Origin of the sequence: Aestuariivirga sp. (assembly GCF_046093005.1) — a bacterium.
Lineage (GTDB): Bacteria > Pseudomonadota > Alphaproteobacteria > Rhizobiales > Aestuariivirgaceae > Aestuariivirga.
This window is the reverse complement of sequence record NZ_JBJTER010000039.1, coordinates 1-22,940: the sequence shown is the minus strand read 5'-3', so window position 1 is coordinate 22,940 and position 22,940 is coordinate 1. Positions and strand designations below refer to the sequence as shown.

22 protein-coding genes and 2 pseudogenes are annotated in these 22,940 nt (G+C 64.2%); 16 read left to right on the top strand and 8 right to left on the bottom strand.

Going from position 1 to position 22,940, the window contains the following annotated elements:
• The first annotated feature begins 44 nt into the window (after nucleotides 1-44).
• Nucleotides 45-806: a sulfite exporter TauE/SafE family protein gene (locus tag ACKOED_RS03125; protein ID WP_408915117.1), complete on the top strand. Its 762-nt coding sequence runs from the start codon at nucleotides 45-47 to the stop codon at nucleotides 804-806.
• Here the strand turns inward: ACKOED_RS03125 and ACKOED_RS03120 are convergent.
• The 4 genes from ACKOED_RS03120 to gcvA all read right to left on the bottom strand — a co-directional run bounded on the left by ACKOED_RS03120 (nucleotide 775) and on the right by gcvA (nucleotide 4,944).
• Nucleotides 775-1,692 (bottom strand): DMT family transporter, encoded by a 918-nt coding sequence (locus ACKOED_RS03120; protein ID WP_408915116.1) that lies wholly within the window; start codon nucleotides 1,690-1,692, stop codon nucleotides 775-777. The two genes, ACKOED_RS03125 and ACKOED_RS03120, sit on opposite strands and share 32 nt — an antisense overlap.
• Nucleotides 1,693-1,703: 11 nt before the next feature.
• Nucleotides 1,704-2,711: a GTP 3',8-cyclase MoaA gene (moaA, locus tag ACKOED_RS03115; protein WP_408915115.1), complete on the bottom strand. Its 1,008-nt coding sequence runs from the start codon at nucleotides 2,709-2,711 to the stop codon at nucleotides 1,704-1,706.
• 31 nt (nucleotides 2,712-2,742) lie between these two features.
• Nucleotides 2,743-3,966, bottom strand: a complete 1,224-nt coding sequence (locus ACKOED_RS03110) for an MFS transporter (RefSeq protein ID WP_408915114.1) — start codon at nucleotides 3,964-3,966, stop codon at nucleotides 2,743-2,745.
• 87 nt (nucleotides 3,967-4,053) lie between these two features.
• Entirely contained in the window at nucleotides 4,054-4,944 is an 891-nt protein-coding gene (gcvA, locus tag ACKOED_RS03105; RefSeq protein WP_408915113.1) for a transcriptional regulator GcvA, read from the bottom strand.
• 108 nt (nucleotides 4,945-5,052) lie between these two features.
• Between gcvA and ACKOED_RS03100 the strand changes: the two genes are divergently transcribed.
• The 6 genes from ACKOED_RS03100 to ACKOED_RS03075 all read left to right on the top strand — a co-directional run bounded on the left by ACKOED_RS03100 (nucleotide 5,053) and on the right by ACKOED_RS03075 (nucleotide 10,919).
• The gene (locus tag ACKOED_RS03100; protein WP_408915112.1) at nucleotides 5,053-6,342 is read left to right on the top strand and encodes an aminopeptidase P family protein; all 1,290 of its coding nucleotides are present in this window, start codon (nucleotides 5,053-5,055) and stop codon (nucleotides 6,340-6,342) included.
• Between the two features lie 131 nt (nucleotides 6,343-6,473).
• Nucleotides 6,474-7,592, top strand: a complete 1,119-nt coding sequence (locus ACKOED_RS03095) for an ABC transporter ATP-binding protein (protein ID WP_408915111.1) — start codon at nucleotides 6,474-6,476, stop codon at nucleotides 7,590-7,592.
• A 9-nt stretch (nucleotides 7,593-7,601) separates the two neighbouring features.
• Nucleotides 7,602-8,318: a DUF1194 domain-containing protein gene (locus ACKOED_RS03090; protein ID WP_408915110.1), complete on the top strand. Its 717-nt coding sequence runs from the start codon at nucleotides 7,602-7,604 to the stop codon at nucleotides 8,316-8,318.
• The gene (locus ACKOED_RS03085) at nucleotides 8,315-9,454 is read left to right on the top strand and encodes an iron-containing alcohol dehydrogenase (RefSeq protein ID WP_408915109.1); all 1,140 of its coding nucleotides are present in this window, start codon (nucleotides 8,315-8,317) and stop codon (nucleotides 9,452-9,454) included. Before ACKOED_RS03090 ends, ACKOED_RS03085 begins: the two co-directional genes overlap by 4 nt.
• A 32-nt stretch (nucleotides 9,455-9,486) precedes the next feature.
• Nucleotides 9,487-10,104 carry a dimethylsulfonioproprionate lyase family protein gene (locus tag ACKOED_RS03080; RefSeq protein ID WP_408915108.1) on the top strand — a complete coding sequence of 206 codons (618 nt, stop codon included), beginning with the start codon at nucleotides 9,487-9,489 and terminating at the stop codon, nucleotides 10,102-10,104.
• Entirely contained in the window at nucleotides 10,104-10,919 is an 816-nt protein-coding gene (locus ACKOED_RS03075) for an alpha/beta hydrolase (protein WP_408915107.1), read from the top strand. Before ACKOED_RS03080 ends, ACKOED_RS03075 begins: the two co-directional genes overlap by 1 nt.
• A 17-nt stretch (nucleotides 10,920-10,936) precedes the next feature.
• On the opposite strand, the gene ACKOED_RS03070 is transcribed toward ACKOED_RS03075, so the two are convergent.
• The gene (locus ACKOED_RS03070) at nucleotides 10,937-11,251 is read right to left on the bottom strand and encodes a DUF1272 domain-containing protein (RefSeq protein ID WP_408915106.1); all 315 of its coding nucleotides are present in this window, start codon (nucleotides 11,249-11,251) and stop codon (nucleotides 10,937-10,939) included.
• Between the two features lie 20 nt (nucleotides 11,252-11,271).
• The gene (locus ACKOED_RS03065; protein ID WP_408915105.1) at nucleotides 11,272-12,729 is read right to left on the bottom strand and encodes an amidase; all 1,458 of its coding nucleotides are present in this window, start codon (nucleotides 12,727-12,729) and stop codon (nucleotides 11,272-11,274) included.
• A gap of 447 nt (nucleotides 12,730-13,176) precedes the next feature.
• On the opposite strand from ACKOED_RS03065, the gene ACKOED_RS03060 reads away from it, so the two are divergent.
• Nucleotides 13,177-13,461 carry a helix-turn-helix domain-containing protein gene (locus tag ACKOED_RS03060; RefSeq protein WP_408915104.1) on the top strand — a complete coding sequence of 95 codons (285 nt, stop codon included), beginning with the start codon at nucleotides 13,177-13,179 and terminating at the stop codon, nucleotides 13,459-13,461.
• Between the two features lie 50 nt (nucleotides 13,462-13,511).
• On the opposite strand, the gene ACKOED_RS03055 is transcribed toward ACKOED_RS03060, so the two are convergent.
• Nucleotides 13,512-14,693 carry a mandelate racemase/muconate lactonizing enzyme family protein gene (locus tag ACKOED_RS03055; protein ID WP_408915103.1) on the bottom strand — a complete coding sequence of 394 codons (1,182 nt, stop codon included), beginning with the start codon at nucleotides 14,691-14,693 and terminating at the stop codon, nucleotides 13,512-13,514.
• A 7-nt stretch (nucleotides 14,694-14,700) separates the two neighbouring features.
• Nucleotides 14,701-15,552: an SMP-30/gluconolactonase/LRE family protein gene (locus ACKOED_RS03050; protein ID WP_408915102.1), complete on the bottom strand. Its 852-nt coding sequence runs from the start codon at nucleotides 15,550-15,552 to the stop codon at nucleotides 14,701-14,703.
• Nucleotides 15,553-15,697: 145 nt separating this feature from the next.
• Here ACKOED_RS03050 and ACKOED_RS03045 point away from each other — a divergent pair, with 145 nt between their 5' ends.
• From ACKOED_RS03045 to ACKOED_RS03010, 8 genes and pseudogenes are all read left to right on the top strand, one after another.
• The gene (locus ACKOED_RS03045; protein WP_408915101.1) at nucleotides 15,698-16,465 is read left to right on the top strand and encodes an SDR family NAD(P)-dependent oxidoreductase; all 768 of its coding nucleotides are present in this window, start codon (nucleotides 15,698-15,700) and stop codon (nucleotides 16,463-16,465) included.
• A 28-nt stretch (nucleotides 16,466-16,493) separates the two neighbouring features.
• A complete protein-coding gene (locus tag ACKOED_RS03040) occupies nucleotides 16,494-17,828 on the top strand; it encodes an ABC transporter substrate-binding protein (RefSeq protein ID WP_408915100.1) in 1,335 nt (444 codons plus the stop codon).
• 42 nt (nucleotides 17,829-17,870) lie between these two features.
• A complete protein-coding gene (locus ACKOED_RS03035) occupies nucleotides 17,871-18,755 on the top strand; it encodes a carbohydrate ABC transporter permease (protein WP_408915099.1) in 885 nt (294 codons plus the stop codon).
• The gene (locus ACKOED_RS03030) at nucleotides 18,752-19,576 is read left to right on the top strand and encodes a carbohydrate ABC transporter permease (RefSeq protein WP_408915098.1); all 825 of its coding nucleotides are present in this window, start codon (nucleotides 18,752-18,754) and stop codon (nucleotides 19,574-19,576) included. Before ACKOED_RS03035 ends, ACKOED_RS03030 begins: the two co-directional genes overlap by 4 nt.
• Nucleotides 19,573-20,532: a hypothetical protein gene (locus tag ACKOED_RS03025; protein ID WP_408915097.1), complete on the top strand. Its 960-nt coding sequence runs from the start codon at nucleotides 19,573-19,575 to the stop codon at nucleotides 20,530-20,532. The genes ACKOED_RS03030 and ACKOED_RS03025 overlap by 4 nt, the downstream gene beginning before the upstream one ends.
• Nucleotides 20,533-20,563: 31 nt before the next feature.
• Complete coding sequence (locus tag ACKOED_RS03020; RefSeq protein WP_408915096.1) at nucleotides 20,564-21,352, top strand: SDR family NAD(P)-dependent oxidoreductase; 789 nt, start codon at nucleotides 20,564-20,566, stop codon at nucleotides 21,350-21,352.
• A 286-nt stretch (nucleotides 21,353-21,638) separates the two neighbouring features.
• A pseudogene (locus tag ACKOED_RS03015) lies at nucleotides 21,639-22,136 on the top strand (transposase); the annotation flags it as partial.
• Nucleotides 22,137-22,278: 142 nt separating this feature from the next.
• A pseudogene (locus ACKOED_RS03010) lies at nucleotides 22,279-22,940 on the top strand (hypothetical protein); the annotation flags it as partial.

Below are 22,940 nucleotides of genomic sequence, written 5' to 3'. Positions count from 1 at the left end.
GCATGCCGCAACTGGCATAGCTTCCACTCTATGCGAGTTGCGCCGTGAATATCACTGAAATCTTTCTGCTCTTCGCAGGCGGCCTGCTCGCGGGCTTCATCAATGTCATGGCCGGCGGGGCCGGCTTCATGACATTCCCGCTGCTGCTCGCCGCCGGCATGTCCGAGACCGAGGCGAATGCCTCCAATTTCGTGGCGTTGCTGCCCGCCAATGTGGTCGGCGCCTATGTCTACAGGCGGGAATTGCAGACGGTGCGGCGGCATCTGGGTTTCAGGCTGCTGCTGGCGGCGGCCGGCGGCGTCCTCGGGTCATACATCCTGATCCACACCGGCGAAGCAGCCTTCGAACGCGTCATTCCGTGGCTCTTGCTGTTTGCGACACTGTCTTTCGCGCTGGGGCCGTGGATCAAACAGAAGCTTGAACGCGACTTTGCCTTCGATGGCGCGCGCTGGCTGTGGCTGTCCTTCGTTCTTGAATTCGCGGTGTTTGTCTATGGCGGCTATTTCGGGCTTGGCATGGGCATCGTGATGTTCGCGATCTATGCGATCTTCTCGCAGATGACCATGCACCAGGCCAATGCCATCCGTAACGTCACCATCACGCTCATGACGGTGCTCTCCATCGTGATCTTCGCCAAAGCGGGCATCATTCGCTGGGTTCCATCCCTGATCATGATGACGGGCGCCATGCTGGGCGGCTATCTCACCGCCCGCATCGCGCTGCGCATGCCGCAGAACTATGTGCGGCGCGGCATCCTGATCTGGGCCATCTGCCTCACGGCGCTGGCGTTCTGGCGCTATCACTGATTTTGGCGAGCTGCGCCTCGCGGTGCGCGGCATAGAGACCCGAAGCGACGATCAGCGCCATGCCCAGCATGGCGATCCAGTCCGGAAACTCGCCGAACACCACAATTCCCGAGAAGATCGAGAACACCATCACCGAATAGCGGAAGGGCGCGGTGGCGGTGAGTTCGCCCACCCGCAGGGTGGCGACCATGAAGAGATAGCCGGAGGATAGAAAACAGGCGGCCAGCGCCAGCAGCCCCACCTGCCAGGCTTCCGGCCAGTGCACGCCCTGAACGAGCGCCAGCAGGGCGCCGCCCAGCATCACGAAACCGGCATTGGCCAGCGCCACCACGAAGGTGGGAATGCGCGCCGGAATGCGCTTGGTCAGGATGTCGCGCACCGCCACGAAGAACACGATGACCAGCGCGAGAAGCTGGTAAGCATCGAAGCTGGCAACCGAGGGCTTGACGATCATCAGTACACCGATGAAACCGCCGATGATCGCCGCCATGCGCCGCCAGCCGATGCGCTCACCGAGAAATAAGGCCGAGAGCAGCGCGACGGCGAGCGGCACCGCCTGCATCACCGAGGTGAGGTTGGCGATCGGCATGTGCATCAGCGCGGTGACGAAGGCGATCGTCGAGATCACGTCGAAGCCGCTGCGCATCAGGAGGGGGCGGTTGGCCATGCCTGGAAGGTCCCGCAGCAGGCCCTGGGCGGCGCAGATGGCGCCCAGGATGAGAACGCAGAACAAGCCGCGGATCGTCACGATCTCGCCCACTGGCAGGCTTTCGCCCACCAGTTTCACGATCGTGTCGTTGCCGACGAAAGACCCCATGGCCAGCACCATGAGCAGCCCCGCGCGAAGCGCGGTGTTCCGGGGGAGCGGAAACTGCGGCAAGTTCACGGGCGGGCCGCTCAGCCGCCAGTGACGCTCATGTGGCGGGCAACCGCCGGCTTGTTGCGGCGGCGGTCGATGACGAAATCATGGCCCTTGGGCTTGCGCGAGATCGCTTCACTGATCGCCGCGTCGAGCAGCGCGTTGCCTTCGGACGCGCGGAGCGGCGCGCGCAGGTCGGCGGCGTCCTCCTGGCCAAGGCACATATAGAGCGTGCCGGTGCAGGTGAGCCGCACGCGGTTGCAGCTTTCGCAGAAATTATGGCTCAGCGGCGTGATGAAGCCCAGCCGCCCGCCGGTTTCCCTGACGCGGACATAACGCGCCGGGCCGCCGGTCTTGTAGGGGATGTCTTCCAGCGTGAACTGTTCCATCAGCCCGGCCCGCAGGACCGAAAGCGGCAGATATTGCTCCGTGCGGTCACCGTCGATGTCGCCCATCGGCATGGTTTCGATCAGCGTCAGGTCCATGCCCTCGCCATGCGCCCAGCGGATCATTTCGGGAATCTCGCCGTCATTGACGCCCTTCAGCGCCACGGCATTGATCTTGATGCGCAGCCCGGCGGCCTGGGCGGCGCGGATCCCGTCCTTCACCTTCGGTAATTCGCCCCAGCGGGTGATCCTGCGGAACTTCTCCCCGTCCAGCGTATCGACCGAGACATTGATGCGGCGCACCCCATGCGCGGCAAGCTCCGCGGCGTGTTTGGCCAGCTGTGAGCCATTGGTGGTCAGGGTCAGCTCCTCAAGCGCGCCGCTGCGGAGGTGGCGGCCGAGGCTTTCGACCAGGGTCATGATGCCCTTGCGCACCAGCGGTTCGCCGCCGGTGAGCCTGATCTTGCGCACGCCCTTGTCGATGAAGGCGGTGCACACGCGGTCGAGCTCTTCGAGCGACAGCAGGTCCTTCTTGGGCAGGAAGGTCATGTCCTCCGCCATGCAATAGACGCAGCGGAAATCGCAGCGGTCGGTGACCGAGACGCGGAGATAGGTCACATGACGGCCGAACGGATCGATCAGGGCTGGCTGTTCGCTCATGCGTTATATCTGGCCATAGATGGCGGAAAGGTCAACCGGACGCTTGGGCGCGGCGCAGGTCCTGGCTGCCGGGCAGGAAGAAGGTCAAGAGCCCGATGGCCGGCAGGAAGGCGCACATGTGGAACACAAAGCCGATCGAGGTGACGTCCGCCAGCATGCCGAGCAGGGCCGCCCCCACCGCGCCGATGCCGAAGGCGACGCCGAAGAACAGGCCGGAGATCATGCCGATCCGCTCCGGCACCAGCTCCTGGGCATAGACCAGCATGGCGGAAAACGCCGATGCCAGGATGAAGCCGATGGGGATCGACAGCGCCACCGTCCAGAAATGGTTGGCATGGGGCAGCAGCAGGGTGAAGGGCAGAGCGCCCAGCACCGAGAACCAGATCACCGCCTTGCGGCCGATGCGGTCGCCGATCGGGCCACCCAGCAGGGTTCCCGCCGCGAAGGCCGCCAGATAGATGAACAGGTCGATCTGGGCGCGTTCCGGCGTCAGGCCGAACGCGTCGATCTGGTAGAAGGTATAAAAGCTGCTCATGCTGGTGGTGTAGACGAATTTCGAAAACATCAGGCAGAGCAGGATGAACAGCGAAACGGCGACCATCCGGCGCGGCAGCGGCTGCGCGGGCGCTGCCGCCCGCTTGCCGGCCCCGGCGGCCGCCAGGCTGTGGGAGTACCAGCTTGCCGCGTAGCTCAGGATCAGGATCGAGATCAGCGCCAGCGCCGCGAACCAGCCGATGCTGCTGATGCCGTGTGGAATGACGATGAAGGCCGCCAGCAGCGGCCCGATCGCTGTGCCGAAATTGCCGCCCAGCTGGAACAGCGATTGCGCATAGCCATAGCGCCCGCCGGATGACAGCCGCGCCAGCCGCGAGGCTTCCGGATGGAAGACCGACGAACCGAGGCCGATGAGCGCCGCCCCGGTCAGAACCATCGCATAGCTGCCGGCAAAGCCCAGCACGACAAGTCCCGCGAAGGTGAGGGCGGGAGCCAGCGCCAGCGAATAGGGCACCGGGCGCTTGTCGGTATAGAGCCCGACCAGGGGTTGCAGCACCGCCGCCGTCGCCTGGAATGCCAGCGTGATGAAGCCGACCTGGGCAAAGCTGAGACTGTAGATCTCGTGCAACAGCGGATAGATCGACTGCAACAGCGCCTGCAGCGTGTCATTGATCAGGTGCCCGGCGGCGACCGCCCAAAGCACCGCCTGCGCGGCAACGGGGGCGCCGGCGGCGGCGGAATAGCGGTGGATGCTGGCCATCGCTGTCCGACTAGCGCAATTGTCCTGGAACGCCAATGCCGCGGGGGCAGACGTGCCATGCCGGGAAGCAGCGGGCTTGTGTGGAACTCAAGGGCCCCTGGCGGTTGTCAGCAGCCAGTCCTTGAAGGTGTCGAGCGCCTCCGAGCGCCGGCCGCTGCCCGGCTCGATGATGCTGTAGGCGTAGTCCTGCTTGATGGCGATGTCGAACAGCTGCACCAGCCGGCCGCTCGCCAGGTCGTCGGCGATCAGGCTGCGGGGGCAGAGCGCGATGCCCTGTCCGGCAAGGGCGGCGGCGCGGAGCAGGTTGAAGTCCTGAAAGATCGGCCCGGGGGACGGCCCGGCATGTTTCAGCCCGGCATGGCGCATCCAGTTCTGCCAGTCGAGCCTATCGGTATCATGCAGCAACGGCTTGCCAAGGATCGCCGGCGGCGCGTCGAAGGGGCCTTCCTTTTCGAGGTAGATCGGGTTGCAGATCGGCACGGTGCTGCCGGGGAGCAGCCTCGTGCTCCGGCACCCCTCCCATTCGCCAGCGCCCCACAGCACCGCAATGTCCACTTCCTCGAAATCCAGCTTCTGGCCGGCGAAGGCATAGACGATCTTGACCGAAACATCGGGATGGGCGCGGAAGAATTCGGACAGGCGCGGGATCAGCCAGATGGTCGCGAAGGATGGCAGCGCGGCGATGGTCAGGGCGGGGCCCGTGTCGGAATTCTGCAGACGGCGGCAGGCCGCCGCCATGATGTCAAAGGCCTCGGCCAGCGAGCGGGCCAGATCCTGCCCCTTGGCGGTGGGAATGGTCTGGCGGCCCAGACGGTCAAACAAGGTGATGCCGAACCATTCCTCCAGCTGGCGCACCTGGTGGCTGACGGCTGACTGGGTTACGTTCAGCTCGGCGGCGGCGCGCGAGAAGCTTCCCGAGCGGGCGGCCGCCTCGAAGCAGCGGAGCGCATTCAAAGAGGGCAGGCGGGTCAGAGCCATTACTCCATGAGAAATTCTCATATATTATGTGAGGGATCGTCTTTTGACACAAGGGGCTATCCGGGGAAGTTATCGCCTCCCGCCACCAAACCGAGGAGATGACGCACCATGGCCGCCCTGGAACGCCCCGCACTGGTCGATTACCGCAACAACGGCAAGAAGCCGAAGCCCACCTTCTCGGCTGCCGAGATGCAGCGCCGCCAGGACGCCATCCGCGGCTGGATGAGCAAGGCCAAGGTCGATGCCTGCCTGTTCACCAGCTATCACAACATCAACTATCTCTCGGACTTCCTCTATTGCTACTTTGGCCGCAAATACGGCCTGTTGATCACGCATGACAAGGCCACTTCGGTGACCGCGGCGATCGACGGCGGCCAGCCGGCGCGGCGCACCTACGGCGACAACGTCACCTACACCGACTGGTCGAAGGAGAATTATTTCACGGCGGTGAAGGGCCTGATGAAGGGCGCCCGGCGCATCGGCATCGAGTTCGATCATGTGAACCTTGATTTCCGCGCCCAGCTGGCGGAGGCGTTCCCCGGCGTCGAGTTTGTCGACGCGGCCGCGCCGTCGATGCGGCTGCGCATGATCAAGAGCGCCGAGGAAATCAAGCACATCACCAAGATGACGCGGATCGCCGATCTCGGCGGCGCCGCGGTCGTCGAGGCAACCGCGGTTGGCGTGCCCGAACATGAGGTCGCGCTGCATGCGACCCAGACCATGGTGCGCGAAATCGCCAAGGTCTGGCCGAACGGCGAACTGATGGATACCTGGACCTGGTTCCAGTCCGGCGTCAACACCGACGGCGCCCACAACCCGGTCACCTCGCGCAAGATCAGGCGCGGCGATATCCTGAGCCTCAACTGCTTCCCGATGGTGGCGGGTTACTATGTGGCGCTCGAGCGCACGCTGTTCGCCGAGACGGCCTCCAAGGAGCATATCCGCCTCTGGGAGATCAACTGCCACATCCATGATGAAGGCAAGAAGCTCCTGGTGCCTGGCAACAAGTGCTCGGACGTCGCCAAGGCGCTGAACCAGATCTATGCCGAGCATGACCTGCTCAAGTACCGCACCTTCGGCTATGGTCATTCCTTCGGCGTGCTCTGCCACTATTATGGCCGTGAGGGCGGGCTGGAACTGCGCGAGGATTGCGACACGGTGCTGGAGCCCGGCATGGTGGTGTCGATGGAGCCGATGATCATGATTCCGGAAGGCCAGAAGGGTGCTGGCGGCTACCGCGAGCACGACATTCTGGTGATCACCGAGAAGGGCAACCGCAACATCACGGGCTTCCCCTATGGCCCCGAGCACCTGATCGTGAAGGCCGGCGGCGGGAAGACGTCCGCCGCGAAGAAGAAGCCGGCCGCCAGGAAGAAGGGCGGCAAGAAGCGGCGCTGAGACGCCGGCGTCCGTAGGTTGCGAAAGGGTTCATGGGCCGCGGCGGTCAGGGGGGCTTGCATCCCCGGGTGCGCGGCCTATGATCTTTTCTCACCAAGCCGCACGGCGAGAAAAGGCGGGGGAACAGGGGAATGGCTGAGCACGGACTGGCTGGCGATGCGATGGTGCGCTTCGTCAATGTGCAGAAGAGCTATGACGGCGAAACGCTGGTCGTCAAGAATCTGAACCTTGACATCGCCAAGGGCGAATTTCTCACCATGCTGGGCCCGTCGGGTTCCGGCAAGACCACCACGCTGATGATGCTCGCCGGCTTCGAGCCCGCCACCCATGGCGAGATCTATCTCAAGAACCAGCCGATCAACAATGTTCCTCCGCACAAGCGCGGCATCGGCATGGTGTTCCAGAACTACGCGCTGTTCCCGCACATGACTATCAATGAAAACCTGGCCTTTCCGCTGCAGGTGCGGAACGTGCCCAAGGCCCAGATCGAGGAGCGGGTGGCCAGGGTTCTGAAAATGGTGGAACTGCCACAGATGGGCAACCGCCGCCCCGGCCAGCTCTCTGGCGGCCAGCAGCAGCGCATCGCGGTTGCCCGCGCGCTGGTGTTCGAACCTGATCTCGTGCTGATGGACGAGCCGCTGGGGGCCCTGGACAAGCAGCTGCGCGAACAGATGCAATATGAGATCAAGCACATTCATGAGCGGCTCGGCGTCACCATCGTCTATGTGACGCATGACCAGTCGGAAGCGCTCACCATGTCCAACCGCATCGCGGTGTTCAATGACGGCGTGGTGCAGCAGCTCTCGACCCCGGCCGAGCTCTATGAGCGCCCGGTCAATTCCTTCGTCGCCCAGTTCATCGGCGAGAACAACAAGCTGAAAGGCACGGTGGCCGAGATCGGCGCCGGCAATGTCGCCACCGTGAAACTCGAGACCGGCGAACTCGTGAAGGCCCTGGCCATCGGGGCGCGCGAGAAGGGCGGCCGGACCCTGCTCTCGGTGCGGCCGGAGCGCGTCGAGATCAATCCCTCGGTGGACTCGGCCGATGTCATCCTCAAGGGCCGCATCGCCGAACTCATCTATCTGGGTGATCACATCCGCGCCCGCCTGGAAGTGGCGGGAGACGACAATTTCATCGTCAAGGTGCCCAACAAGGGCGCGGCCGGAGACGTCGAGGAAGGGCGCCAAGTAAGCGTCGGCTGGAAGGCCGCGGACTGCCGCGCGCTCGACTACGCCGAGTTCCGGCACTAGGGCGGCGCGATGGCGGCCGGGCGCGGCTTGAGAAGCTTCGCGTGCTGGCTCGTCAGTCTTGTGGTGGCGCTCGGCCTGCTGCTGCCGCTGCCGGCGGGCCGCGCCCAGAATGAAGAGGTGGACCTCGCGCTGGTGCTGGCGGTGGATTGCTCGTTCAGCGTCGACGCCCGCGAATTCGCCTTGCAGATGGAAGGCCTCGGCCGCGCCTTCATGACCAGCGAAGTGAAAGAGGCGATCGCCCAGGGGACGCGCCAGCGCATCGCCGTGGCCGTCGTGCAATGGTCGGACGACCGTAACCAGACGGCGGTCATGCCGTGGACGGTGATCGCCGGTGGCGCCGATGCCGATGCCTTCGGCATGCGGCTGCTCAACATGCCGCGCGCCCTCTCGGAAGGCGGCACCTCGATTTCGGCGGCCCTTCTTTTCTCCGCAACGCTTCTGCGGTCGGCCCCTCCCGCCGAACGCCTGGTGATCGACGTCTCCGCCGATGGCCGCAACAACAGCGGGCCGCAGGTGGCGGAGGTGCGCGACCGGCTGGTGGCGGCGGGCATCACCATCAACGGCCTCACCATTCTCAACGAATGGCCGACGCTCGACAGCTATTTCGAAAACAATGTGGCCGGCGGCCCCGGGCATTTCGTGGTGCCCGCCGCCGACTATGATGCCTATGGCGAGGCGATCCTGCGCAAGCTTCTGCGTGAGATCGTGGGGCCCAGCGTGACATGAGCGGTTTCGTGCTCGGCGTGGTGCCGGAAATCCGCTTCGGGCCAGGCCGGGTCGCCGACGTCGTGACGAAGGCGGAGGCGCTCGCCGGGCGCGGCGCCATGGTTCTGATCGTCGCCGATCCGGCGCTTGAGGCCGCTGGCATCACGGGCCTCGCGCGCGATCTTCTCGGCAAGGCCGGTTTCGAAACCCAAACCTATGACACATTCGCGGGCGAGGCGCGTGCCGCGGATGTGGACGGCGCTGCGGCCATGGCCCGGCAGGGCGGCGCGAGGCTCGTTCTGGGGCTTGGCGGCGGCACGGCGCTCGACACCGCCAAGCTCGCCGCCTGCTGCGCCGTCTCCGGCCTTCCCGCCATGGCCTATGCGCTCTGCGCCACGCCCTTGCCGGAAAACCGCCTGCCGCTGATCGCCGTTCCGACCACGGCCGGCACCGGCTCTGAGGCGACCCGGGTGTCGGTCTACAGCGACGCGGCGAAGAACAAGGTCTGGGCCTGGGGCGAGGAACTCAAACCCGATGTGGCGATCCTCGACCCGGAGCTCACCGTGGCGCTGCCGCCCGCCATCACCGCGGGAACGGGGCTCGACGCGCTGGTCCACGCCATCGAAGCGGCCACCAACAAGCAGGCCAATGCCGGCAATGATCTCTACTGTCTCGAAGCCATCAGGCTGATTGCGGAAAATCTCGAGAAGGCGGTTCACCACCCGGGTGACATCGCGGCGCGCGGCGCGATGCTGCTCGCGTCCTGCTATGGCGGCATTGGCATCGACAATTGCGGCACGGCGCTCGCCCATAACATCGCGCACGCAGTCGCAAATCTTGCCCCGATCCCGCATGGCCGGGCCACCGGGCTCGCCATGATGGCCAGCATGGATTGGGTGGCGGAAGGAAACCGCCCAGGCTTCGCCCGCGTTGCCACGGCGCTTGGCTCGGACGATCCGGTAGGGGCCTTCGCGCGGCTGGTGCGGGCGAGCGGCCTCAAGGTCAGCCTGGCCGATGAGTTGGCGCATGTGACGCCGGACCTGCTCGCCCGCCACATGGCGCTTCCCGCCAATGCCCCGATGCGCAAGTCGACGCTGCGCTATCCGTCCGGTGATGACCTCTTAATGCTGGCGGAGCGGTTTCTCGGATTGTCGTGACGTTGTTTACACCACATGCTAGAGGCCGGTTCGTGGATTCTGAACTTTGCGAGAATGCGCGCTGGTTGATTGGCGCGGCGGCGAATGGGCTGGGCGCGCGCGAGGGCCCCGGCATCAGCGAGGTGTTGGAGAGGCTTGCCGCGCAGGACTTGAGCGTAGCGGCGTTTCGTGAACCTTCCCCCACCAGCCTGCCGGTGCTCGACCATCTGCCGCAATGCCTGGGCGAGGCGATGCTGCTCGACGCCAATCTCGCCGCGGCCATCGCCGCGGTGGAGGACGGGCTGCAATGGCGGCAATCCGCCGCCTATTCAGACAGCCTGCTGGGCGAAGGCTTCACGGCGAATTATGGCTGGGCCGAAATCATCGGGCCGCATGGCTTCTTCCCCGGCGATGATTTCCTGCTGGGCCTTTTGATGCTGGGGCCGGGCCGCCACTACCGCGATCACTATCACCCCGCGCCTGAACTCTACTGGCCGCTGACCTCGGCGAGCCTGTGGAGCCGCGACAGCGGACCATTCGTTGAATGGCCCCAGGGCGGCACCATCTGGCATCCGCCGCTCACCGTGCACGCCACCCGCACCGGGGAGACGCCGTTGCTTGCGGTGTGGAGCTGGACGCGCGACACGGCAACGCCGGCCAGGCTCACCTGATGATGGGGACGATCCGGCTTGTCCTGATCGCCGCCGTACTGGCCTATCTCGCGATCGTGCTGTTCATGTATGTGCAGCAGCGCAGCATCCAGTATCTGCCGAGCCGCGCGGGAACCTCGCCGCAGGCGGCGGGGCTCAGCGGCGTCAGCGAAGAACGCCTTGTCACGCCTGATGGCGAAACCATCGTGCTGTGGCATGCGGAACCGCGCCCCGGCATGCCGACGATCCTGTTTTTTCATGGCAATGGCGGCGAACTGGCTGACCGCGTTGGCCGCATGTCATATTACCAGTCGCGCGGCTTCGGGGCCTTGTTCGTGTCCTACCGCGGCTATGGCGCCAGCACGGGTTCGCCCACCGAGCAGGGGCTGATGGCCGACGCCCTGGCCGCCTATGGCTTTCTCCTGGCCCGCGGTGTGACGCCGGAGAACATCGCGGTGGTGGGCGAGTCGCTGGGCACCGGTGTCGCCGTGCAGCTCGCGGCGCAAAAGCCGGTGGCGGCGGTGGCGCTCGAGGCTCCGTTCACCGCAGCGGCCGATGCCGGAGCAGACATGTATTGGTGGCTGCCGGTGCGGCTGCTCATGAAGGATCAGTTCCGCTCGCGCGATCACATCGTGGCGGTCAAGGCCCCGTTGCTGATCCAGCATGGCGAACGTGACCGGGTGATTCCCGCCGCGCAGGGCAAGGCGCTGTTCGCGCTGGCCAAAGAACCGAAGGAACTAGTGATCATCCCGGATGTCGGACATGACATGATCGCCATTCCGGACGTATGGGCGCGCGAGGTGGATTTCTTTCTGGCCAGGATGAAAAAACAATAGTGCCGGCGGGTGTCGTTCTACCGGTCTTGTGGAGAGATGTCCTTGATCCGCGCGACGTGTGCGGCGATCTCATCCCTTGAATATTTGCTGTGGACCCTTGTGGTGGATGCCGGGTGATTGATGAGACCGAGTTTCTTTTCCGGGCGCCAGGCGCGCTTTGGCCTTATCGGGCGCGGCGCAAATCCGCCGCCGCAGGTGGGGCACACATTGTGGAGAACGCCATCGGCGCAGCCGGCGCAATAGGTGCATTCATAGCTGCAAATGCGGGCATCCGCCGACTCGGGCGGTAGGTCCTTGTCGCAGAGCTCGCAGTTCGGGCGAAGTTCAAGCATGTCGGCAATCTCCTCTGGCCTCAATATCCCGGCGGCGGGATGAAGCCACCATACTCCTTTTCCAGCAGTTCGGCGAAGCGTATTGAAGTGTAGTCGCCATATTGCCTGGTGATGATCTGCACACCGGCTGGAAGCCCATCCGGCGTGAGGCCCATCGGCGCCACCGTGGACGGCAGATAGAAGCACCCCGAGTAGCCCGCCCAGAACAGCTGGTCGGTGGTGGGCACCCGCTTGCCGTTGACGGTAATCTTGCGCTCATGGCGCTCACCCACATGATCATGTGGAAACGCGGCGGAGGCGGCGGCCGGGCAGATCAGCACATCCCAGTCCGCGAAGAAGGCTTCCCACAACAGCCGCATCTGGTGCCGCCGCTCATTGAACTTGAGCCAGTCGCGGTGCGAGAGCACATAGGCGCGCAGCATCTTGGTGAGGTAGCTGTCATCCCGCGGATCAGCGGCCGCCACTTTTGCCGCATTGGTGGCAAACTCGGCGTCCGACTGGCGGCGGCTGGTGGCCGAGCGCAACAATGCGATGTAAACATCCATCGCTTCCTTCGTGGAGAACTGCGGCCGCGCCGTGGTCGAGAGTTTCTTCACGCGCTTGCCAAGAAATGTGATCAGCCGTCCGAGCAGGTCCTGCACCGGAAGATCCACCTCGGACTGCGGGTCGGTCACCATGGCGGCGACCCGGAAATCCCGGAGGCTGGTCTGGCGGGCGGGCGGCAGCGCGAGCCGGTAGCCGCGCGCCTCCGTGCCGGAGGGGCCGGCAAGCAGCTTCATCATCGTGGTGAGGTCGCGCGCCGAGCGGGCGAGCGGGCCCGCCACGCTGATGTCGCTTGGCTGCACCACGCCGGGCAGCAGATGGCCCTGATAGGGCACCACGCCGTAAGTCGGCTTGTGGCCATAGACGCCGCAATAATGCGCCGGGTTGCGGATCGAGGCGCCGATGTCGGAGCCGATCTCCAGCGCCGACATGCCGGTGGCGAGCGCCACGGCCGACCCGCCGGACGAGCCGCCCGGCGCGCGCGTCAGGTCCCATGGGTTGTTGGTGGTGCCATAGATCGCGTTGTAGCTCTGCCAGTCGGCCAGCATCAGCGGCACGTTGGTCTTGCCATAGATGATGGCGCCGGCGTGGGTGAGCCGTTCGATGGCCACCGCATCGGCGGAGGCGATGTTGTCACGGAAACGCGGGTCGCCCCAGGTCGAGGGCGTGCCGGTCCAGTCGAAACTCTCTTTCGCCGTCATCGGCACGCCATCGAACGGGCCTTTGGGCTTTCCGGCCTTGAGCCGCCGGTCTGCTGCCGCGGCGGCCTTGCGGGCGCGGGCGATATCCGTCACCACCACGGCGTTGAGGGCGGCGTTGTGCCTTTCATATTGCCCGAGACAGGCATCGAGCAGTTCACGCGCGGTAATCTTTTGCGCGCGCAACAGCCGCGCGAGTTCGGTGGCGGAACGGAAGGGAAGGGCAAGGCTGGGCATGAGAAGCTCCTAAGCGGAATAGCTTTAGCCTGTCCCGCAAGCGTGGGGAATTGGCTTCTCAGCGATTGGGCCGGTTTGCGCTGTTGCTGAAACATTATGTCTGGTCAGGCGCCCCCCGGGCGAAGGCCGCGGTCCAGCTTTGACAAAAGGAAGCTGGATGCCAGCCTGCGCTGGCATGACGGCTGAGAAACACGGACCGATTCAGCCAAAACGAAAAGCACCCTAGAAGTCATCGCCAGCCCTGGCATGAACCTTAAGATGATGGACTGGTTCGGTAAGAGTCCTGGACCGATAGCGGCGTTTTCAAGTGCGATGGAAAGTCTATGTCAAAACCGATATAAGACCTCATGAGGCGGGTCCTGTTTCTTGGGGATTGCTTCGACGTCCTGCGGTCCTTTCCTGTTGATGTGCGGCGCCGTTCAAAGACCTGATGCGGAGATATGGGCAATGACAGAAGATAGTTTCGAGAGCGTCTGGGACGCGCTGGAGGACTCGCCTGCCGAGGCGGCGAACATGAGGGCCCGGGCCGGGCTGATGGTGGCCATTCAGGAGGCCGTTGGCGGCTGGCAACTCACGCAAGCCGAAGCCGCCAGGCGGCTGGGCGTCACGCAACCGCGTATGAACGATCTCTTGCGCGGGCGGATCGACAAGTTCAGCCTTGACGCGCTGATGATCCTTGCGATCAGCGCCGGGCTCACTGTCGAGTGGCGCGTGGTAAAAAGCGCTGCGTGAAAACAGCGGAAAGTTCAACACGGCTTATGGAACTCGCGCCTGGCCCTGCTTTAGTCGGCCAGCCGCGGCGTCCGGTAGAGCTCCTCGCCCTTCGCGGCGATGACCACATCCACCAGATAGCGCGCGATGCCCTTCTCGCTCATGGTGATGCCGAGGCCCGGTGCGTCGGGCACCATGATTTCCCCGTTGGCGTTGGGCAGCAGATGGGTCTCCGTCATGTCATAGGCCACGGACTTTGGCGCGAAGGGATACTCGCAGATCACATCCCTCTCGAGCCCCGCATAGGGCTGGATCGATGCGCACAGCGCCAGATGCGAGGTGAAGGTATGGTTCACATAGGTAACGCCGCGGGCTGACGCGTAATCCGCCACGCGCTTGGCGGGGCCGAGGCCGCCGATCCGTCCGCAGTCGATCTGGATGAAGGACACCTTGCCGTAGTCGATGAGCTGGCGGGCCATGTGGAAGTTGTGCGAGGCCTCGCCGCCCGCCAGCCTGATGTTGCCAGACCGCGCGGCAAGGCCCGCATAGGCGTCATAGGCGCCGCCGAGGAACGGTTCCTCCAGCCACCCGGCATTCACCTCTTCGAGCATGGCGATACGCGCCGCCGCCGCGTCAACGTCCTCGCGGAAGATCTGCCCGGCGTCGATCAGCAGGCGGCAGTCCGGCCCGATGCCCTCGCGCGCCGCCTGCAGGTGGTCGCGGTCATCCTTGAGCGAACCGCGCCCGAACGGCCCCCAGCCGCATTTGACGGCGCGGAAATTCTTCTCCCGCGCGCTGCGGCAGCCCAGGAGCGTTTCCTGCGGCGTGTCGCCGAACAGCTGTGAGGCATAGGGAAGCTTCGGATAGGCGCGTTTGTAGCCAAGCAGCTGATAGGCGGGCTGGCCACGCTTCCGTCCCAGAATGTCCCACAGCGCCATCTCGATGCCGGACCAGCTGTGCGCGGCCTGCAGGAGGTCCATGCACTCAAGTTCCACGGCCGCCGCCAGCGCCGCGATATCCTCCGGCACTGCCAGCGGCTTTCCCAGCACCACGTCACGCAGCGGCTTGCAGGCGCCATGCGACATCGGGCAGACATAGGCGGCGATCGAGGTGAGCGGCGAGGCTTCGCACTCGCCCCAGCCGGTGATGCCGCCGGCCACCACACGCACCAGCAGCGCGTCCTGGCTGCCGTCGCCGGCATCGGTGACGGTGGGCATGGAAAGATAGAAGAAGTCGATGGCTTCGATGGTCATGCGGTCCTCAGCCTTTGAGTTTCGGATAGCGCAGGCGCAGGCCCGGCGTCTCCAGTCTTGCAACATGCACCGACCAGCCGCACAGGCTGGCGATGATCAGCGTCTTCATGTCGGGCCCGCCGAAGGCGATGTTGGTGGGCGCCACGAGCATCAGCTGTTCCCAGTCATCGTAAAGCGCTTCCAGCTGTCCCGCCGGCGTCAGGCGATAGATGATGTTGGGATTGTAGAGGCTGATGTAGAGATTGCCCGACACATCCAGCGCCAGCCCATCCGGCACCTGGCGTGGCAGCTCGACGAGAATCTCGCGCTTGCCCGCCGAACCATCGGCCAGGATTTCAATCCGTGAAATGAGCGGCGGCGAGGACTCGGCCACATAGAGATGGCGTCCATCAGCCGAGAGGCACATGCCATTGGTGAAGCCATTGGCCTGCCGGTCCCAGATCGTGGCGCTGCCACCCGGCGCCACCTTCCAGATCCAGCCGTCGCTGGCGCCCCAATTGCCGGAGTCCGAGACATAGAGATTGCCGGCATCGTCGAACACCGGATAGTTCGGCACCCGCATCTTCTGCGCCGCGTTGCCATTCGCATAGACCGAGACGCGGCCATCGGGCGTGATGCGGTGAACGGCGGGCGCCTTGTCGTCGCAGGCATAGGTGTTGCCGTCGGCATCATGGGCAAGGCCCAGCAGGAAGCCACCCGGCACGCGCGCCACGTCCTCAAGCGGGCCGCCGTCAAGCCCGAAGCGGTAGAGCTGTCCGGCCTCGCCGCCGGCATAGGCGCGGCCGTCCGGGCCCCAGGCCACCGCCTCGGGATGATCGAAGAGATGGCCAATGTTCCTGAGTTCGAGCATGTTCGGCATGTGTGACTTTCCCTGCGTCAAGCGTCATCATCGGCGATGACGCTTGACGGTGATTTGCCCATACCTATAGTTTCTTACAGCAGTTCAGATCAATGTCCGGCATTCCGGAATTCGGTTGCCGAAAGCGAAAGCGCAAAGGCCTCACATGGGATTGCTCGACGGCAAGGTCTGCCTCGTGACGGGCGCAGGGCAGGGGCTTGGGCGCTCCGTTTGCCTCGAAATGGCGCGCGAAGGCGCTGAGGTCGTTCTCCTCGAGCGCAACCCCGATACGCTGGCAGCGGTCGCTGCGGAAATCGGCCGCCAGGCGCATCCCTTTCAACTCGATGTCACGGACTATGATCGCTATGGCGCCATCGTCGCTGAGGTCGCCGCAAGGCTTGGCCGCATTGATGTGCTGGTCAACAATGCCGCCATCAATCCGGCGACGCGCACCATCCTGAATGACACGCTGGAGGAATGGCGCCAGACCATCGCCATCAATCTGGAAGCTGTCTACATGGGCTCGAAGCTGGTGGCGCCGCACATGGCCAAGCAGCAGGATGGCCGCATCATCCATATCGCCTCGATCCAGGGCTTTGCCTCGAGCGGCGATTGCGGCTCCTACAATGCCGCCAAGGGCGGCATCATCGCCTATACCAAGTCGATGGCGGTGGAGCTTGGCCGCCATAACATCCTGGTCAACGCGGTGGCGCCCGGCTTCATGGCGACGCCGATGTCGGTGGTGAACGGCGTCGATGAGGCGACGACGCCGGACTTTCTTGAATGGTATGTGGGCCGCCGCAAGATCCCGCTGGGCCGCACCGGCTATCCGGAGGACGTGTCCGGCACGGTGATCTTCCTCGCTTCAGGCTATTGCCGCTACATGACCGGCCAGCTCCTGGTGGTCGATGGCGGCCTGATGAGCACTTTTTGACAGCAAGAGAAAAAGGGAAGGAAACGCCATGCGTGCATCGAAGCTAGCCAATATCTCCCGCCGTGATTTCGTGCTGACCTCCGCCATGCTGGGCGCCTCGGCCCTGGCCGGATCGCGCGGCGCGCTGGCGCAGGACAAGAGCCTCGAAATGTGGTGGTGGGGCGAGCAGGAATTGCCGGGCCTGCAGAAATTCGTCGACAGTTCGATTGCCGCCTACAAGGACGCCACCGTCAAGGCCATGCTGCAGGACACCGCCGTGGTGATCTCGCAATTCCAGACCGCCGCGGCGGCTGGCAACGCGCCGGACGTTCAGTATCTGTGGAACGGCATCTACCACATGGAAAGCGTGTGGCTCGGCTATGTGCGCGCCGTCAACGGCCTCGTGAAGGATGATGTGGTCAAGGCCTCGAACCCCACGATCCTGAGCAACTTCGGTGGCAACACCTACCGGCTCGGCTGGTATCCGCTGCCGATGTTCTGGTGCTACAACAAGGAGCTGTTCGAGAAGGCCGGCCTCGATCCGGAGAACCCGCCCAAGACCTGGGACGAACTGCTGGTCGCCTGTGACAAGCTGAAGTCATCCGGCACCGAGGCGATCGGCGGCGGCATCCAGGACGGCTATTGGAGCGAATGGTACATCAGCCATGGCCTGGTCCAGAACCTCGACAGTTTCGGCGAAGCCGTGCAGCTGTTCGTGGGCGACAAGGATTTCCGCGATCCCAAATATCACGAGCATTGGGTGAAGCTGGAGGAACTCAAGAACAAGGGCTTCCTCAACAAGGACATGCCGTCGCTGGAGCTTTATCCCGGCATCGACCTGGTGGTGGCGGGCAAGCTCGGCATCGGCCAGACCATCGGCACCAGGCTCCCCGCGGACAGCAAGGCCACCGGCGGCAAGATCGGCTACATGGTGATGCCGGTGTTCGGCAAAGGCAAGCTTGCGGGCGTGCCGCTGGTCGATATGCAGGGTCTCGGCATCTCCACCAATTCCAAGAACCCGGAGGCTGCGGCGGCTTTCCTGGAATTCCTCAATTCGCCGGAGCGGCTCAAGGCGTTCTGGGATGCCACGGGCTGGCTCCCCTCCAACACCACCTTCGATTCGAGCGTCATCAGTGACGCCTCGGTGCGCGACATGTGGCAGAAATGGGGGCTCTCGCCCAACATCTCGAACGTCACCAATCTGGTGCCGGGCCTGTGGTATGAGCGCGCCGCCATTCCCACCGGGCAGCGCATCGTGGCTGGCGAAATCACCGGTGAGCAGGCGGGCGAACTCGCGTCCGATGTCGCCAAGGAATGGCGCGACTTCAACCCGGACATGGTCGAGAACTACCGCAAGTGGGCGGATGATCTCTCCAAGATGTAAGCAACGCCTGGGGCGGCTCCCGGACCGGGAGCCGCTGTCGCCATGAGGGTCGCGGAGCGCGTCCAGCCCTATCTCTATGTGCTGCCGCTGGTGGCCTTGCTGGTCTTTGTCTTCGGCTATCCGCTCATCCGCATCTTCGAATTCAGCTTCAAGATGGTGCGCGGCATCGATGGCCCATGGATCGGCTTGCGCAATTACCAGCTGATCCTGTCGCAGGGCGCCTTCTGGGAAGCGGTGCTGCACAATCTGCAGCTGCTGCTCGCCATTCCGGCCATGGTGGCGATCTCGCTGCTGGTATCGATCCTGCTCTATGAGCGCGTTCCCGGCTGGAAGCTCTACCGGGTGATCGTGTTCATCCCCTATATTCTCGCTGTGCCGATCATCGCGGTGGTGATGAAGCGGATGTTCCAGTTCTCAGGCCCCGTGAACGAGGTGCTGCGCTGGCTGTCGCTCGATTTCATGGCGCTGGACTGGATCGGCTCGCCCGACGTGGCGCTGTGGACGGTGATGATCCTGATCATCTGGCGTGAGTCGGCGCTGGGTATCATCCTGTTTCTGGCGCGGCTCCTCAGCTTCGATGAATCGGTGATCGAGGCCTCGCGGATCGACGGCGCCTCGTGGTGGCAGCGCGTCTTCCACATCATCATTCCGCAGATGCGCGGGGTGATCGAGTTCTACGTGGTGATCAGCGTCATCACGCTGCTGTCGGCGGTCTTTGCCTATGTCTATATCGTCGGCGGCGGCCGCGGCGGCCCCGGCACCGCCACCATGGTCATCGAGTTCTACATCTTCAACGCGCTGATCCGCACCAGCCTGCCGGGCATTGCCTCGGCGGCTTCCGTGCTGCTGTTCCTGGTTGCCGTGGCGCTGATCTATCCGCTGTTCCGGGCAAGGCGGCGCGCCGCCGCCGAGGAGAGCATGTCATGAGGGCGCCGTCGCCCGGGTTCGCGGCGAAACAGGCGGTGCTGCTGTTTTCGGCCTTGCTGGCGCTCGCACCCACCGCCTTCATGATCATGACGGCGCTGAAATCGGATGAGGAATATGCCCTCGACAAGGTGGGTCTGCCGTCGCGGCTGGTGATCGAGAACTTCCGCGCCGTGCTGGCCGACAGCCCGTTTCTCGGCTGGATGGTGAACAGCGCGGTGCTGGTCGCGGGCGCCGTGCTGCTGTCCACCGCCGTCTCCTGCCTCGCCGCCTATGCCATCGCCACCATGAAGTTCCGTGGCCGCGATGCGCTGTTCTTCGCCAGCACCACGCTGATGGCGGTGCCGCCCGTGGTGATGATCGTTCCCCTGTTCGTGCTCTATACCAGGCTCGGCCTGATCAGCACCTATTCCGGCGCCATCATCATCTATGCCGGGCTCATCACGCCATTCTCGGTCTATCTTCTCACCACCTTCTTCCGCACCGTGCCGCGCGAGCTGTTCGAGGCGGCGCGCATCGATGGGGCGGGTTCGCTCACCATCCTGTCGCAGGTGGTGCTGCCGCTGTCGCTGCCGCCATTGCTCACGCTGATGGTGGTCAATTCGCTGTTCGTGTGGAACGACCTGCTGATCGCCATCATCTTCCTGCAGGATGACGCCAAGCGCACGCTGATGGCGGGGATCAGCGTCTTCCAGGGCCGCTACAACAACCAGGTGCCGCTCACCATGGCGGGCATGGTGATCGCGAGCGCGCCGATGTTCATTCTCTATGTGTTGTTCCAGAAACATTTCATCCGCGGGCTGATGGCGGGGGCGATGAAATGATCCATATCGCCAATGGCGAGGTTTCGCTGTGCGTCAATCCGGAGGTGGGCGGCACCGTCACCGAAATCCGCCATTTGCCAAGCGGCCTCTCGGTGCTGGGCAGCGTGCCATGGGATGCTGAGACCGGCCCCCTCGCCAGTTTCGCCGCGCGCGATGAAACCGAATGGCTCACCCGCTACACCGGCGGCTGGCCGTTGCTGTTTCCCAATGGCGGCGATGCCTGCCAGTTCGGCAATGCCTTCCATGGCTTTCACGGCGAAGCTTCGATCAGCCCTTGGCGGGCATCGGTCATGGATCATGAAATTCGGCTGGAGCGGCGGTTCTTCACCGTTCCGGTTGTCATGCGCCGCAAGATATCGCTGGCGGGCGGGCATGTGCTGGTCGAGGAAGAGGCCGAGATGCTGGGAGACCGGCCCGCCGAGGTGATGTGGGGCCATCACCCGACCTTCGGGTCTGATCTGCTGGCGGGCCCCATCGAAATCACCTCAGGCGCGAAACGGGTGACGGCCGACGAGGCTTACGATCCTGCCGCCAATCCCTTGCTGCCCGGCGGCAATGGCAGGCTCGCGGCAATGCCGGGAAAGCATGGGCAAGCCGATCTCGCCCATCCCGCGGCACCGCTCGCCGCACTGCTCTATCTCGATGGCTTCGATGAGGCCTGGGCGGCGATCCGGCGGCTTGACGATGCCATCGCTGTTCAGCTCTCCTGGGATCATGCGCGTTTTCCCTGCGCCTGGCTGTGGTATGAGTTGAAAGGCACATCCGATGTGCCGTGGCACAGCCGCGCCATGCTGATCGGCATCGAGCCCAACACCACCAAGCCCGCCTATGGCCTGGCGCAGGCGAAAGCCAGGGGAAGTCAGCTTCTCCGCCTTGAGCCGGGAAGCCGCCACCGCGCCTGGCTCAGGCTCAGCGTGTTCCGGCCGCAAGGCCCCATCGAACGTATTCCGCCATGACCGCAGGCGGTATGAAACAGAGGAGAATGAAATGAGCGCTTCAAGAAGGCTGGACGGCCGTATCGCGGTGATCACTGGCGGCGCGCAAGGCATCGGGCTCGGCATCGCCACCCGGCTGGCGGAGGAGGGCGCCTCCGTGGTGCTTGCCGACATCAAGCAGACCGAGGCGGAACGCGCGGCCGCGCGCCTGCTGGCGTCTGGGCTTTCGGCGGTGGCACTGCCGGTCGATATTGGTCAGCATGAGTCGGTGAAGGCGCTCGCCGCCGAGGTGGATCGCCGCTTCGGGCGCTGCGAGATCCTGGTCAACAACGCCGCCATCGGCATGGACACGCATATCGAGACCATGCGCGTGGAGGATTATCAGCATGTGATCCGCATCAACCAGGATGGCGCCATCCTGATGACCATGTGCTTTGTGCCGCTGCTCAAGAAGGCGGGGCCGGGCCGGCGGGTTCTCAACGTGGCGTCGATCCAGGGCTTGCGCGGCTGGCCGAACCAGCTGGCCTATGCCGCCGCCAAGGGGGCGATCGTCAACTTCACCCGGGCGGCCGCCTGCGACCTCGCGGAATATGGCATCGCCGTCAACGCCATCGCGCCGGGCTTCGTCGATACCCCGATGTCGATCCAGCCCGATGGCTCGCATGAATACGACTCGGACTGGTTCCGCGATATTTATGTCAAGTACGGCCGCATCCCGATGCGCCGCTTCGGCAAGCCCGCCGACATGGCAGGGCCCGCCTTCTTCCTCTGCTCGGATGACGCGCAATATGTGACCGGCCAGATCCTCAGCGTCGACGGCGGCGCCTCGGCGACGTTTTAGCAGGCTGCTGAAGAAGCCTCAAAATCCTGGCTGATCTTCTCTATTGGTGCTTTGCCGGGCGCTGGGACCGGGGATTGAGCGTACGTGCTCTGCCCCCATTCTCTGGACCGTCCCCCGTGAACAATTCCCAAGTCATTGATTTGCGACTCTGATTGAGGCGCTTGAAGGTTTCGATTTTGCAGGAAAGCGGGCTGGTGGCAGTGGTTTCCTTGCAAATTCATTTTTCGATTCACTGTGGCCGCGAGGCGTGATTCACTCCGGGTTGAGAGCGGCGGAGGATTCGGCGATGAAGCCACGTAAGCGGCGCGAGATGGAAGAGATGGACCTGTTCCGGTCACGCCTCGACCAGATCATCAACATGAACCATGAACTCGTGCGGCTGGCGAAGACCGTGACGTGGGAGGCCATCGAAGCCCGCTGCGGCGAGGTCTACAGCGACGGGCCGGGAATGCCGCCCCTGCCCACGCGGCTGATGGCGGGGCTGGCGATCCTGAAGCACACTTACAATCTCTCGGACGAGGCGCTCTGCGCCCGCTGGGTGGAGAACCCGTACTTTCAGTTCTTCTGTGGCGAGACCTTCTTCCGGCACGATCTGCCCTTCGACCGCTCCTCGATGACGCGCTGGCGGCAGAGGATGGGGGAGGAGCGGATCATGTCCCTGCTGCAGGAGAGCCTGTCGGTGGCGGTGAAGACCGGGGCGATGCGGCCGGAGGATACCCGGCGGGTGATCGTCGATACGACGGTGCAGCCCAAGAACATCATGTTCCCAACCGGCGCCAAGCTGCCATGCCCCGGAGGTCGCATGTATCGGGAAAGGCAAGGCTCATGCGCCGAAAGCGGATGGCATTGCAAAGGAGCGGTTGGGTCCTGACGCCCTATGGCTTCACCTGAAACCGCTCTGGCCGGATGATTGACCGCATCTGCCTGTGTCCGAACTGGCAGACTGGTTCTCGTCCTATGTCTATCTGCCGAATATCCAGGACCGGGTCGTGTTGGAAACGGCTATTCGCGACGCGGTCGGCATGCTTGATGCCGCTTTCGCCTATGCCAACGATGTCGACACCGGGTCGGGACGATACCTCGGCCTTGCCCTGGCGCACACGGGTCCCGACATTTTTCCAGCGACGGCAGTCGTTGTTCGGGCAGACGTGGCGGGCGTCCAGATCGCAGACACTCCGAAACCATCCGCAACGGGTCTTGGTGGGACGTCGACATCCAGCCCGGCTCCGACCTCGAACGGGGGAGAACCAGCCGCCGGAAAGCTGGCGGGTCCGCGGAAGCCGAAGCGTTTCTACGGAACTGTCGAGCTCGACATGGTTCGGCCAGTGAAGGCCTTCGACGCAGTCTTGAGCGCTGTCGTGATGGAGCTTCAGCGCGCGAAGGGAGCCAAGGTCAAGATTACCGTGGAGATCGAAGCGGAAGCGCCTGAGGGTTTCGACGATGGAGATGTTAGAGCGGCACCCTATCTGAATGAATCTTTTTGGGATTCCCAAATCAGCGAGAAAATGATTCACACTGTCTGCCGGGTTTGGAGGCCGGCAGTCATGTCGAAAGCGCTGTCACTCGATCTCAGGGTCCGGGTCCTGGC